The following is a 13,243-nucleotide window of genomic DNA, read 5'->3' as shown; positions in this document are numbered from 1 at the left end:
TGGCCGGCGCGCGTGCACCGGCCCGCCGTTGCGCTGGCCCCGATTGCGGTATATCGGCATCGCGAAGAATGAAGAGCGCCGCATTTCCGGCGCTGCAACCCCGATCAAGAACCGCCGTTCTCGGCGCGCGCCAGTGAGATGATCAAGCACCATTTGCCTTCCCCGGAGCCCTTGCATCGCACTATCGCCCACTTCGGCGAGGTCACGGTGCTGGTGGTCGGCGATTTCATCCTCGATCGTTTCGTCAACGGCGTCATCGAGCGGATCTCGCCTGAAGCGCCGATCCCGGTGCTGCATGGGCGGGGCGAGGTGGTGGCCCTGGGCGGCGCCGGCAATGTCGTTTCCAACATCGTTTCACTGGGCGGCGCCGCGATCCCGGTGTCCGTCATCGGCGCCGACCAGGCCGGCGACAATCTCATGCGCATGCTCGGCGATCTTGGCGCCGATACGGACGGCCTTGCACAGCGGCAGGACCGCATGACCTCGTCGAAGAGCCGCTTCAGCGCGCTTAACCAGCAGGTGCTGCGTTTCGACGAGGAGGAAATCAAACCGTTGTCCAGTGGCGAGCGGGCGACGCTTGTCGAGCATTTCCAGGCTGCCCTTGCGCGCGCCGATATCGTCATCCTGTCCGACTACGGCAAGGGCATCCTGCTCGACGGCGTGGCGGCCGAACTGATCGCGATCTGCCGCGATGCCGGAAAACCGGTGCTGATCGACCCGAAGGGCCGCGACTATGCGCGCTATGCCGGGGCGACGGCGGTCACGCCCAACCGCAAGGAACTCGGCGAGGCGGTCGGACGCCCGGTCTTCGGCGATGACGAGATCGTCGCTGCGGCACGCGACCTGATTGCCGCGCATGACTTCGAGTTCATCGTCGCGACGCGCAGCGAAAAGGGCATGAGCGTGGTCACCGCGGAGGATGCCCGCCATATCTCCACGCAGGCGCGCGAAGTGTTCGACGTCTCCGGCGCCGGCGACACGGTCATCGCCACCTTCGCGCTGTCGCTCGCCGCGGGCGCCGACCGGGTGCAGGCTGCTACAATCGCCAATGCCGCCGGCGGCGTGGTCGTTGGCAAGCGCGGCACGGCGCGGCTGACAGTGGAGGAGCTTTCCGGCGCGCTGTTCCGCTCGCATGGACCGGTCGCCCACAAGGACGCCATTCTCGACGCCAATGCGGCGGCCAGGATGGTGGCGGCCTGGAAAGAGGAGGGGCTGTCGGTTGGCTTCACCAATGGCTGCTTCGACATTCTGCATGCCGGCCATGTCAGCCTGCTGCACGCCGCGCGCAGCCGATGCGACCGGCTGGTGCTCGGCTTGAACAGCGACGCCTCGGTGCGCCGGCTGAAAGGGCCCGGACGTCCGGTCAACGACCAGCACGACCGCGCCTGCGTGCTCGCGGCGCTCGCCTCGGTCGATGCCGTTGTCGTCTTCGAGGAAGACACGCCGCTCAAGCTGATCGAGGCGCTTCTGCCCGACATCCTGGTCAAGGGCGCGGATTACACGATCGAGACCGTGGTCGGCGCCGACGTGGTGCAGAACGCGGGCGGGCGTGTGGTGCTGGTCGACCTCGTCGCCGGCAAGAGCACCACCAAAACCATCGGCAAGCTGCGCGCCGGCGGCGCGAATTGAGGGTTTCATGTCCGAGCTGAACGACTATCTGGTCCGCTCCGCGGCGGCGATCTCGGCAATGGTCGAGCGCGATCTCACCGGCGAGATGGAGCGCGCGGTGAGCGCGGTCGTGAAGGCGCTGTCACACGGCAAGGCGCTGCTGATCTGCGGCAATGGCGGCTCGGCGAGCGACGCCATCCACATCGCCGGCGAACTGGTCGGCCGGTTCCTTAAAGAGCGCAAGGCCTATAATGTCATCGCGCTGCCGGCCAATGCGGCGGTGCTGACCGCCTGGGGCAACGACTACGGCTTCGACACCGTCTTCTCACGCCAGGTCGAGGCGCATGGGTCGGAAGGCGCGGTATTGCTCGCCATCTCCACCAGCGGCAATTCGCCGAGCATCCTTGCCGCCGCCGAGCAGGCGCGGGCCATGGGCATGGCGGTGATCAGCCTCACCGGCGACACCGGCGGCAAGCTCAAGCCGCTCACGGACATCTTGCTCAACGTGCCGTCGACCTCGACGCCGATCATCCAGCAGGGGCATCTCTGCCTCTATCACCACCTGTGCGAGGCGGTCGAAGCGCGTCTCAGCAATGGCTGACCGCGAAGGGGATTTTCCGCTCGTCGAGCCCGGCCTGTGGATCGAGCGGATTGGCGCCAAGGCGTTTCCGGCTGGCCTGCCGGCACTGTTTCTAGACCGTGACGGCACCATCAATATCGATACCGGCTATCCTGACGATCCGGACGCCATGGTGCTGCGCGACGGTATCGCGCCTGCCATAGAAGCCGCGAATCGGCGCGGCATTCCGGTCATCCTCATCACTAATCAGTCCGGTATCGCGCGCGGCTATTTTGGCTGGGATGCCTTCGCCCGGGTTAATCAGCGGGTGCTCGAACTGCTTGCCGAGAAGAACGCAGCCGTCGACATGGTGCTGGCCTGCGCCTACCACGAGGCCGGTTCGGGGCCGCTGGCGATCGCCGATCATCCGATGCGCAAGCCCAATCCGGGCATGCTGCTCGAGGCAGGGCGCCGCCTCGGCCTCGATCTCAAGCGATCGCTGATCGTCGGCGACAAGCCGGCCGACATGGAAGCAGGCCAGCGCGCCGGCCTCGAGCGCGGCTGGCTTGTCGATGGCGAAGCCACACCGATGGGCGGCTTTTCCGTTTTGCCGCTGCGCGATGTGCGGGACCTGGAAGGTCTGCTCACCGCGATACGATCGCAATGATCGCGGATTGATTCAAAATTGAGCGCCAAACCGCTGTTTTTCCAGCGGCTTCACCGGAAGCCGGCGCATTGAGCCGGAAAGGCGACCAGCCCCTCATCCTTGACCCGGCGGATGGTCAGCGCGGTGCGCACCGTGTCGACATTGGGCGCCGAGGCGAGCTCCTCGATGACGAAGGTCTGGAAGGTGCCAAGGTCGCTTGCCACGCAATGCAGCAGGAAATCGGACTCGCCCGACACCATCCAGGCATCGCGAACGATCGGCCAGCCCCTCGTCCGCTCGGCAAAAGCCTTGAGCTCGGCGTCGGCCTGATGGTGCAGGCCGATCAGGCAGAAGGCGACGACATCCATGCCGAGCGCCGGCGCATTGAGGAGCGCACGGTAACCGCGGATGATGCCGGCCTCTTCCAGTCGCCTGACGCGGCGCAGGCAAGGCGGCGCCGAGATGCCGACGCGGCCGGACAACTCGACATTGGTCATACGACCGTCACTCTGCAGCTCTCGCAGGATCTTCCAGTCGATGGCGTCGAGATCGGCTTTGAGCGGCATGATCAGCTTTCGCGCAAGAATCTTTCGCGATTTTGTAATTTGGTTTCGCGCGCGAGGCCATCCCTTTGCGATGATTTTTCTGCAACTGGCTGCGATATGGCCCTGTATACCGCTATGAAGCTTTCCGGGGACGAAGGCCAAGCTGCCTTGCTGGCTTGGCGGGCAGCACTTACATTACCGGCAACAAAACCACGGCCCTCGCCGCAGGGGACTTTTTCATGAACACCAAACACGCGCCCGTTCTCATCATCGGCTCCGGGCCGGCCGGCTACACCGCGGCGATCTATGCCGCCCGCGCCATGCTGAAGCCGATGCTTGTCGCCGGCCTGCAGCAGGGCGGTCAGTTGATGATCACCACCGACGTCGAAAACTATCCGGGCTTCGCCGATCCGATCCAGGGCCCCTGGCTGATGGAGCAGATGCTCAAGCAGGCCGAGCATGTCGGCACCGAGATCGTCAACGACATCATCACCGAGGTCGACCTCAATGTGCGGCCGTTTCGCGCCACCGGCGATTCCGGCACCGTCTACACCGCCGACGCTTTGATCATCGCCACCGGCGCGCAAGCCAAGTGGCTGGGTATCCCGTCCGAGCAGACGTTCATGGGCTTCGGCGTCTCGGCCTGCGCCACCTGCGACGGCTTCTTCTATCGCGGCAAGGATGTCGCCGTGGTCGGCGGCGGCAATTCGGCGGTGGAGGAGGCGCTCTACCTTGCCAACCTCGCCAGGAGCGTCACCGTCATTCACCGCCGCAACGATTTCCGCGCCGAGCGTATCCTGCGCGAGCGGCTGTTCAAGAAGGACAATGTCCGCATCATCTGGGATACCGTCGTCGACGAGATCACCGGGCAGCCGGGCAAGGCACCGCTGCCGCCTTCGGTCGACGGCTTGAAGCTGCGCAATGTGGTGACGGGCGAAGTGTCGCAGCTGCAGGTCGATGGCGTCTTTGTCGCGATCGGCCATGCGCCGGCGGTCGAGCTTTTCATCGGCAAGCTGAAGCAGAAGCCGAACGGCTATCTGTGGACGGCGCCCGATTCGACCCGTACCGATGTTCCCGGCGTTTTCGCCGCCGGCGACGTCACCGACGATGTCTACCGGCAAGCGGTTACAGCTGCCGGGCTCGGTTGCATGGCCGCGCTCGAGGCGGAGAAATATCTGGCGGGGATCGAGGTTCACCGCGAAGCGGCGGAATAATCGATCGGCTGAAAAAAGCCGCTTAAAAGCCTGATTTTTCATTCAGACGCCAAGGGCAACACGAGGGGAATCATGGCGCTGGACTGGGACAAGCTACGCGTGTTTCACGCTGCGGCGGAGGCTGGGTCGTTTACCCATGCCGCCGAAACGCTGCATCTGTCGCAGTCGGCGATCTCGCGGCAGGTCAGCGCACTGGAGCATGACGTCGGCGTGGCGCTGTTCCATCGCCACGCGCGTGGCCTCGTGTTGACCGAGCAGGGCGAGATGCTGTTCCGCACGGCACATGACGTGCTGATGAAGCTGGAGACGATCAAGTCGCGGCTGACCGAGACCAAGGATCGCCCGTCCGGCGTGCTGAGGGTCACAACAACGGTGGGGCTCGGGGCCGGCTGGCTGACCGAGCGCGTGCAGGAATTCATCGAGCTCTACCCCGAGATCAGCCTGCAGCTCATCCTCGCCAACGAGGAGCTCGACCTCACCATGCGTCAGGCCGATTGCGCCATCCGCCTACGCCAGCCGCAGCAGCCGGATCTTATCCAGCGCCGGCTGTTTACGGTGCATTTCCACCTTTATGCGTCGCCTTCCTATGTGGCGAAGTTCGGCAAGCCCGCCTCGATCGCCGAGCTCAGGAACCACCGGATCGTCACCTTCGGCGTGCCGGTGCCCTCGCATCTGTCGGAGCTGAACTGGCTGGAGACGGTGGGCGATTTCGAGGGCGGGCAAAGGGTGCCGACGCTGCAGATCAACGACATCCTGTCGATCAAGCGCGCGGTCCAGGGCGGCGCCGGCATCGCCATGCTGCCCGACTACGTCATCAACAAGGACTCGAACCTCGTCCAGTTGCTGCCCGAAACCGAGGTGCCGTCCTTCGACACCTATTTCGCCTATCCCGACGCAATGAAGAACCAGGCGAAGCTGCACGTGTTCCGCGATTTCATCATCGCCAAGGCGCGCAGTTGGTCCTACTAGCAGGGACCTGCCGATATTCGGGTGGTGCCGGCCTGACCTGGCCCACGACAGGGACTTAATCGCGCCATGGCGTGGGGCAGCCAGCCGGAGGCAGCGCGCCCGGGGCGGAGACAAAGAACAAGGCGCTGCCGGCAATTGCCGAAAAAGTTCGCATCGGGCTCTCCTGCCGCAGAAATAAACGCGACCAGCCCAAGTTCGCATCATTGTGAATTTAGCGTATTTCGGCACCGGAATCTGACCCGGTTTGCATATCAGCGATCGCTTTCAGTCCGGAACGGCTCTGGATTCGGCGATTTTTTCTGGTCCTATCGGTTCTCGCGACGGATTAGACCACAGCCTACCTCTTTTTGCATGCGTGTGTTGCAAAATAGATGCTTGTTTCTTGAGCATGATGAGCACATATATAGTTCATCTCCAGGGCGCGTTCTCCTCCCATTAGCGCCCTCGAGTGTTCCCCTCTGGAGGTTAGCCCTAATCGGCACTTCCAATCAAACTCAGCCGGATCTTTATTGATCCGGCTTTTTTGTTGCGCCGAAGTCACGCCGACACCAGAAATGCGTGCGCGCGGCCCGCGTAACAGTGACATGTAACATCGGGTAACATGTCGCAGACGCACTCTATCGATTAGGTAGATCATAGGACGCGGTTGGTCGGTCCGGGAGATGGGGGCATCACTCGGACAGGCCGGGCTCAGGCAGCTACCGCGTCCGATCCATTTCCTGATGCGGCGGACCTGCCGTTGCCTCCCAAGGAAGACAGTCCGCAATAAGAACGGCGCCCGGACGATCCGGGCGCCGTTTTCGCGTCTTCAACAAGATCCGATCAGGCGGCCTTGCCGTTGGCGTTCATCGCCTCGTCGGCGAGGCGCCCGGTCAGCTCGGCCATATGGTCGAAGACGGCCTTGTAGCTGGCGACGCCTGCCGTCGCCGAGCGCAGCTCGATGATCAGGTCGCCGATCTCGGCCTGGGGCATGGTCGCTTCGACCACGTCCCAGCCCGGCCAGCCGGGCCGCGCGTCATAGCCAAGGATCTGGCCGCGCCGCTGCGGGATCAAAGCGATAATCCTCGAGGTCGCATCTGAAGGCGTGACGATCTCGACCTTCATGATCGGTTCCAGCAGAACCGGCGAACAGGCCGCCATGCCTTCCTTCATCGCCAGCTTGGCCGCCATCTGGAAGGCCATGTCGGACGAGTCGACGGCATGATAGGAGCCGTCCGAAAGGTTGACGGCGACATCGACCACCGGGAAGCCGAGCGGACCGGATTTCAGATAGTCGCGGATGCCGGTCTCCACCGACTGGATGTAGGTTTTTGGCACGACGCCGCCGGTGATGGTGTCGGTGAACTGGAAACCCGTGCCGCGCGGCAGCGGCTTGATCTCGATCACCACGTCGCCGAACTGGCCGTGGCCGCCCGACTGTTTCTTGTGGCGGCCGCGCTGCTGCGCGGATTTGCGGATCGTCTCGCGATAGGGCACCGCCGGCGAATGGCCATCGATCGGGATCTGGTTCTTGCCCTCCAGCCGCTCGCGCACGACGCGCAGGTGCATTTCGCCATGGCCCGACAATATGGTCTCCGCGGAATCCTGGTTGTGGTGCAGGCTGAGCGAGGGGTCTTCCTCGGCTAGCCTCTGGATCGCTGCCGACATCTTGACCTCGTCCTTGCGCTCCTTGGGGCGCAGAGCGAATGCGAACACCGGTTGCGGGGGCTCCAGGGCGATCAGCGGCTTGATGCCGCCCTTGGCCGAACTCAGCGTTTGGCCGGTCCTGACATTGTCGAGCTTGCCGAGCGCGACGGTATCGCCAGCCTTGGCCGACGGCAGCTTCAACTGGTCTTTGCCAAGCATCTTGTAGATGCCGGAGACCTTCGTCGTGTCGCCGCTGGAGAGGAAGAGTTCGGCCGCGTCGGCCACCTGGCCGGAAAGCACACGCGAAATAGACAGTTTGCCGCCATGCGCGGTGTGGATGGTCTTCATCACCTGCACGACCGTCTGGCTGCCATCAGGCGCGCCAAGGCGCTTGCGCGTCGCCTCGACGTCAGGCGCGTCGTGGCGGATAGCTTTCAACAGGCGCAGCACACCGTTGCCCTTCTCGGCGGTACCGATCAGCACCGGCGTCACCGAGCCGGCGCGCAGGTCAGCGGCAAGGTCATCGAAGATCGCGTCCTTCGGCGGCTCGATCTCCTCCAGCAACTGCTCCATCAGCTGGTCGTCATGGTCGGCCAGCGTCTCCAGCATCGAGAACCGTGCCTCGAGCTCGCGCGCCTTGTCGTCGTCCGGAATCTCGGCGACCTGGCTTTCGGCATATTCCCGGTAGACATAGGCGCGCTCCAAGGCCAGATCGATCGAGCCGATGACGACACCATCCTTGCGCAATGGAATCTGGCGCAGCAGCAGCGGCGCCGAGCTGGCCGGCTGCAGCATCTTTAGCGTCTCGCGCACGCCGGCGACCGCCTTGTCCACCTTGTTGAGGAACAGGATGCGCGGCACGCCGAGATCGTCGAGCTTGCGCATGATGAGCTGAAGCGCGGGTATCTTCTTTTCGTCCGCTTCGGCCACGACCACGGCGACATCGCAGGCGGCAAGCACCGGCTCCGCCTCGAAGGCGAACTCGATGGAACCGGGGCAATCGACGAAGGTGAACTGCTCGCCCATGAATTCCGTCGTGGCAAAGGTCGCCTCGACGCTCATGGCGTGGGCGCGGGCTTCTGGCGAATGATCGGAAACCGTGTTGCCCGATGAGACGGGATTCTGGCGGGGAATGGCGCCCGTGCGGGCGAGGATAGCTTCGAGAAGTGTCGTCTTACCGCTTGCGAAGGGACCGACTATGGCGATGCATTTCGGTCCCGTGCGTCGTCCTCCGGCGCGATTACCCATGGCTGACCTCCACTCAGGCGTTTCCCTGGGAGCGGCGGCCGGCCTGTTCAGCCGTCGCGGGCGGGGTTGTTGCTCACCACCTGCCAAGGCCATCGTCACACGGGTTAGCGGAGAGGGCAAGGAAAATAGGAAATGCGCCGGCTTTGGTTTTGTGCTCGGTTTCGAACAGCCCGGTGGCTCAAGCGCTCAAAGGCGATTGCGTCGGTCGCCATATAGCAAGAAACTGACCTCCCGCTGCGGCGGACGGTCCCTAACGATTTGAGAGTTTCTACGATGAGGATCATTGCGTGCGGCAGCGTGCCGACGATCATCGCGCCTGAAAAGTATTTCACCGGCAAGGTGCTGCAGACGCCGATCATCGAGAAGGAGGCGCCGGCGCGGCTGAGGGCGACCCTGGTCAGTTTCGAACCGGGCGCCCGCACGCATTGGCACACGCACCCGCTCGGCCAGACGCTCTATGTCACCGCCGGCGCCGGGCTTGCGCAAACGTGGGGCGGGCCGATCGAGGTGATCAGGGCCGGCGACGTCATCTCCTTCGCGCCGGGCGAAAAGCACTGGCACGGCGCCGGGCCGAAGACCACGATGACGCATGTCGCCATGCAGGAAGCGCTGGACGGCGTCCATGCCGAGTGGCTCGAGGCGGTCTCCGACGAACAGTATGGCGGCTGATTGCCGTCCAACAAAAACCCGGCGCGAAGCCGGGTTTTTGTGGATGGCGGCGTTGCCGATCAGGTCAGCGACGCAGTGAAGCGCTGGATGCGGGTGCAGGCTTCCTCCAGCAGCGCCTCCGATGTTGCGTAGGAGATGCGGAAGTTCGGGCCGAGGCCGAAGGCCGATCCGAACACAACGGCAACGCCTTCGGCGTCGAGCAGCTCCGAGCAGAAGGCTTCGTCATTGTCGATGACCTTGCCGGCCTTCGTCTTCTTGCCGATCAGCTCAGCGCAGGACGGATAGACGTAGAAGGCGCCTTCCGGCGATGGGCACGAGATGCCGCGCGCCTGGTTGAGCATCGACACGACGAGGTCGCGCCGGCCCTGGAAGATCGCCTTGTTCTTGGCGATGAAGTCCTGCGGGCCGTTGAGCGCCTCGACGGACGCCCATTGCGCGATGGTGCAGGCGCCGGAAGTCTGCTGGCCCTGGATCATGTCCATTGCCTTGATCAGCGGCACCGGGCCGGCGGCGTAGCCGATACGCCAGCCGGTCATGGCATAGGCCTTCGACACGCCGTTCATGGTCAGCGTGCGCTCGTAGAGGCTCGGTTCGACCTCGGCGATGGTCTTGAAGAAGAAGTCGCCATAGGTCAGGTGCTCATACATGTCGTCGGTCAGCGTCCAGACATGCGGGTGCTTGAGCAGCACGTCGGCCAGGGCCCTGAGTTCACGCTCGGTGTAAGCGGCGCCCGATGGGTTGGACGGCGAGTTCATCAGCAGCCATTTCGTCTTCGGCGTGATCGCCCTTTCCAGCACCTCAGCCGTTAGCTTGAAGCCGTTGTCGATCGAGGTGTCGGCAAAGACGGACGTGCCGCCACAGATCGCCACCATTTCCGGGTAGCTCACCCAATAGGGGCGCGGGATGATGACCTCGTCGCCGGGGTTCAGCGTCGCCATGAAGGCGTTGAACAGGATCTGCTTGCCGCCGGTGCCGACGATGGTCTGCTCCGGTCGGTAGTCGAGATTGTTCTCCCGCTTGAATTTTTTCGCGATCGCCTCGCGCAGCGGCGCGATGCCGGAGACCGGCGGGTACTTGGTCTCGCCACGCCGGATCGCCTCGATCGCCGCGTTCTTGATGTTATCGGGCGTGTCGAAGTCCGGCTCGCCGGCGCCGAGGCCGATGACGTCACGGCCGGCATTTTTCAGCTCACGCGCTTTCTGCGTCACCGCGATGGTCGCGGAAGGCTTCACGCGGGAAAGGGCGTCGGCAAGAAAGGCCATGACAGAGCGTCTCCAAGAGAAGGGCGCGGCCAGGAGCGGCCGCGGCGCCTCTCATGTCGCATCATCGGGCCAAGCGCAAGCATTGTCGGGTGATCCAGAGGTCAAGGTGGCGTGAGCGGCAACTATAAATTCATCAACGAGCGGTAAACCCTTGGCTGGCAGGATGGCAGATCGAATTCCGCTTATTCTGCGGAGCGAGGGACCTTTGTCGCGCAGCATCGGGCTTGCCCGTATCATCCGTCATGATGACGGCACCTCAAGCGGTGTCTGGGGAATCTACACGCTGCAGAGCGCCTTCCAGCCAATCTTCGCCTTCGATGGAGGCAAGCTTTCGCTCGTCGCCTTCGAGGGGCTTATCCGCCCGTTCCGCGACGGTGAGCCGCAATCGCCGATGAGCTTCTTCGGCACTTGCCCCGCAGGCGACCGGCTGCATATCGAGGCGCTGACCAGGACGCTGCATCTGCTCAACGCCGGCGGCTGTCTGCCGCAAGAGGCGTCGATTTTCGTCAATTTCGATCCGTCGGTGTTCACCGACCGCGCCATCGTCGACAAGGCGCTGCGCGACATGCGGCTGGTGCTGCACGAGGCCGGCATCGACCCGCGCCGTATCGTGTGCGAGGTCACCGAGCAGAAATCGGCTTCGCAGGAAACGCTCTACAGCTTCGTCGAGGCGCTGCGCGCCAACGGGTTCCGCATCGCCGTCGACGATTACGGCGCCGACGAATCCGACATCAACCGCATCAAGGAATTGCGGCCGGACATCGTCAAGTTCGACGCCAACTGGATCACGCAGCTGATGGAGTCCGGAGCCGGATTCGCGCTGCTGACAACGATGGTGACGAGCTTCGAAAGTCAGGGCATCCGCACGGTTTTCGAAGGCATCGAGGAAGGCTGGCAGCTCGAGCTCGCCGAGAAATCCGGGGCGTCGATGGTGCAAGGCTATGTGCTTGCCCGGCCGGAGCTGGCCTCGACCAGTCTTCGCGTCTTCGGCAAGAGCGTGCAGGCGCCCGCGGCCGGGGAGGGCAAAACGATCGCGGCCGCCAGTCCCGCTCCGGTGGCGTCAGCTCGCCCGACCAAGGCGTTTGGGCGCAAGGTGACGCCATGATCGGGCGGCCCGACAGGCAGCGCCCCGAAAGGCGGCGTGGTGTCGCCGAAGCGATCTTCGAAGACGAGATCGGCCTTCAATTCGGCGTCTATGGCGAGTTCCGGCTGTGGAGCGCCTACCAGCCGATCTTCGCGCCGCGTGGCAGATCGCTGCAACCCGTCGCCGTCGAGGCGCTGATCGAGCCGCGGCGCGTCGCGACGCCGGTTGCGCCGCAAGTTTTCTTCGACAGCGTTGCGGCAAAGGACCGTCTGTTCGTCGAGACGATGTGCCGGATGCTGTATCTCGGCAACTACCGCAACATCGGCGTCGATGGCCTTACCCTGTTCTTCAACTACAATCCGATGATCAACGATCATCTCGGACGGGCGCTCGCCGAGATCCGGCTGATGGCCAGGCATCTCGGCGATTTCGGCCTCGAGCCGGCCATGCTGGTCTGCGAGATCACCGAGCAGGCAGCCGACGAGCATGTGCTCGCCCGCCTCGTGCGCGAGATGAGGCGTGGCGGTGTCCGCATCGCCATCGATGACTTCGGCACCGGACATTCGACCGACGCGCGCATCGGCCTGCTGTCGCCCGACATCGTCAAAATCGACGGCGGCTGGTTCGCCGAGTTCTGCCGCCATGCCGCCGCCGAGCGGTTCTTCCGGCCGCTGGTTTCGACGCTGCACGACCGCGGCGCCAAGGTGCTGGTCGAGGGCATCGAGCATGCCACGCATCTGCGCGTCGCGCTCGATGGCGGCGTCGACCTCCTGCAAGGATATCACCTCGCCCGCCCGGCGCTCGCCGGCACCATCTTCAACGAAGAGCCGCTGGCGATCGATGCGCTGCTCGGCATGGACAACAAGGTAGTGCCTTTGCATCAGCGCCGCTGATGCTTTCACTCAAAAACAAATCACTGGATGAACCCCGCACAGGCGAGTTAGAGGCAGCTGATCGTTCGTCGCGCGCGGAGAGGGCCATGATCCTTTATGACATGATCGACAGCGGCAATTGCTACAAGCCGCGTCTGTTGATGGCAAAGCTCGGCATTCCCTTCACCCGCATCGAAGTGAGCTCGCACACCGGGGAGACGCGCAAGGCCGACTATGTCGCCAAGAACCCCAACGCGATGGTGCCGCTGATCGAGCTCGACGACGGCCGACGCATCGCTGAATCCAACGCCATTCTGCTCTATCTCGCCGAAGGCACGCGCTTCCTGCCCGCCGACAGATATGAGCGGGCGCTAGCGTATCAGTGGCTGTTCTTCGAGCAGTACAGCCACGAGCCCTATATCGCGGTGCGCAAGGCGCTGCTCACATTTCCCGAGAGGGCGAAGGATGCGACGCCGGAACGGTTGGCGCTGACCTTGGAGCGCGGCAACAAGGCGCTCGGCGTGATGAACAAGTATCTGGAGCAGAACGCCTTTTTTGCCGGCGCCAGCTACAGCGTCGCCGACATTGCGCTCTATGCCTACACTCACACCGCCGAGATGGGCGGTTTCCAGCTCGACGCCTATCCGGCCGTGGTGGAGTGGCTGAAGCGGGTCGAGACGGACAAGGGGCACGTGCCGATCGAGTGGGTGGGGTAGTCTGTTTCTATGCCGCAGCATTTTGCAGCCGCCGAATGCTGGCTATTTGATGAGACGATCGTATTCGGCATGGGGTGCCGATCCAGATCCAGTCGAAGCATCAGCGCTTTCGAGGGCCAAGGCCCGATAAGTGTCGTCTATCCTCGCCGACCAAAGCTCTCCCACCTTTTGAAATGGAGGGATGGATGTCGCGGATTGGTCTCATCGAAGTGAAGTTCTTGTCGG

At 63.7% G+C, this 13,243-nt stretch carries 12 protein-coding genes; 9 read left to right on the top strand and 3 right to left on the bottom strand.

All coding sequences use genetic code 11. The features are described from left to right. The first annotated feature begins 138 nt into the window (after window positions 1-138). From rfaE1 to P9228_RS11730, 3 genes are read left to right on the top strand one after another with little or no spacing between them, the layout of a single operon-like run. The gene (gene rfaE1, locus P9228_RS11740; RefSeq protein ID WP_082980447.1) at window positions 139-1,629 is read left to right on the top strand and encodes a D-glycero-beta-D-manno-heptose-7-phosphate kinase; all 1,491 of its coding nucleotides are present in this window, start codon (window positions 139-141) and stop codon (window positions 1,627-1,629) included. 7 nt (window positions 1,630-1,636) lie between these two features. Continuing rightward, window positions 1,637-2,209 (top strand): SIS domain-containing protein, encoded by a 573-nt coding sequence (locus tag P9228_RS11735; RefSeq protein ID WP_278053535.1) that lies wholly within the window; start codon window positions 1,637-1,639, stop codon window positions 2,207-2,209. Continuing rightward, window positions 2,202-2,834 carry an HAD family hydrolase gene (locus P9228_RS11730; RefSeq protein ID WP_095781317.1) on the top strand — a complete coding sequence of 211 codons (633 nt, stop codon included), beginning with the start codon at window positions 2,202-2,204 and terminating at the stop codon, window positions 2,832-2,834. The genes P9228_RS11735 and P9228_RS11730 overlap by 8 nt, the downstream gene beginning before the upstream one ends. Window positions 2,835-2,884: 50 nt before the next feature. On the opposite strand, the gene P9228_RS11725 is transcribed toward P9228_RS11730, so the two are convergent. Next, complete coding sequence (locus P9228_RS11725; protein WP_278053533.1) at window positions 2,885-3,379, bottom strand: Lrp/AsnC family transcriptional regulator; 495 nt, start codon at window positions 3,377-3,379, stop codon at window positions 2,885-2,887. 218 nt (window positions 3,380-3,597) lie between these two features. On the opposite strand from P9228_RS11725, the gene trxB reads away from it, so the two are divergent. Both trxB and P9228_RS11715 read left to right on the top strand, forming a co-directional pair. Continuing rightward, window positions 3,598-4,572: a thioredoxin-disulfide reductase gene (gene trxB, locus P9228_RS11720; RefSeq protein WP_278053531.1), complete on the top strand. Its 975-nt coding sequence runs from the start codon at window positions 3,598-3,600 to the stop codon at window positions 4,570-4,572. A 72-nt stretch (window positions 4,573-4,644) separates the two neighbouring features. Continuing rightward, the gene (locus tag P9228_RS11715; protein ID WP_095777339.1) at window positions 4,645-5,541 is read left to right on the top strand and encodes a LysR family transcriptional regulator; all 897 of its coding nucleotides are present in this window, start codon (window positions 4,645-4,647) and stop codon (window positions 5,539-5,541) included. Between the two features lie 822 nt (window positions 5,542-6,363). On the opposite strand, the gene P9228_RS11710 is transcribed toward P9228_RS11715, so the two are convergent. Continuing rightward, the gene (locus P9228_RS11710) at window positions 6,364-8,415 is read right to left on the bottom strand and encodes an elongation factor G (RefSeq protein ID WP_127325078.1); all 2,052 of its coding nucleotides are present in this window, start codon (window positions 8,413-8,415) and stop codon (window positions 6,364-6,366) included. Window positions 8,416-8,688: 273 nt separating this feature from the next. On the opposite strand from P9228_RS11710, the gene P9228_RS11705 reads away from it, so the two are divergent. After that, the gene (locus P9228_RS11705) at window positions 8,689-9,084 is read left to right on the top strand and encodes a cupin domain-containing protein (RefSeq protein WP_095801631.1); all 396 of its coding nucleotides are present in this window, start codon (window positions 8,689-8,691) and stop codon (window positions 9,082-9,084) included. A 59-nt stretch (window positions 9,085-9,143) separates the two neighbouring features. On the opposite strand, the gene P9228_RS11700 is transcribed toward P9228_RS11705, so the two are convergent. Then, a complete protein-coding gene (locus P9228_RS11700; RefSeq protein ID WP_067326660.1) occupies window positions 9,144-10,346 on the bottom strand; it encodes a pyridoxal phosphate-dependent aminotransferase in 1,203 nt (400 codons plus the stop codon). A gap of 205 nt (window positions 10,347-10,551) precedes the next feature. On the opposite strand from P9228_RS11700, the gene P9228_RS11695 reads away from it, so the two are divergent. From P9228_RS11695 to P9228_RS11685, 3 genes are all read left to right on the top strand, one after another. After that, window positions 10,552-11,451, top strand: coding sequence for an EAL domain-containing protein (locus P9228_RS11695; RefSeq protein WP_278053528.1), 900 nt, complete (start codon window positions 10,552-10,554; stop codon window positions 11,449-11,451). Next, on the top strand, window positions 11,448-12,323 hold the full coding sequence (locus tag P9228_RS11690) for an EAL domain-containing protein (protein WP_278053527.1): 876 nt from the start codon (window positions 11,448-11,450) through the stop codon (window positions 12,321-12,323). The genes P9228_RS11695 and P9228_RS11690 overlap by 4 nt, the downstream gene beginning before the upstream one ends. Window positions 12,324-12,409: 86 nt before the next feature. Continuing rightward, window positions 12,410-13,018, top strand: coding sequence for a glutathione S-transferase family protein (locus P9228_RS11685; protein ID WP_278053526.1), 609 nt, complete (start codon window positions 12,410-12,412; stop codon window positions 13,016-13,018). Window positions 13,019-13,243: the final 225 nt, after the last annotated feature.

Source organism: Mesorhizobium sp. WSM4898, assembly GCF_029625845.1.
GTDB lineage: Bacteria > Pseudomonadota > Alphaproteobacteria > Rhizobiales > Rhizobiaceae > Mesorhizobium.
This window is presented reverse-complemented; position numbering and strand designations above follow the sequence as displayed.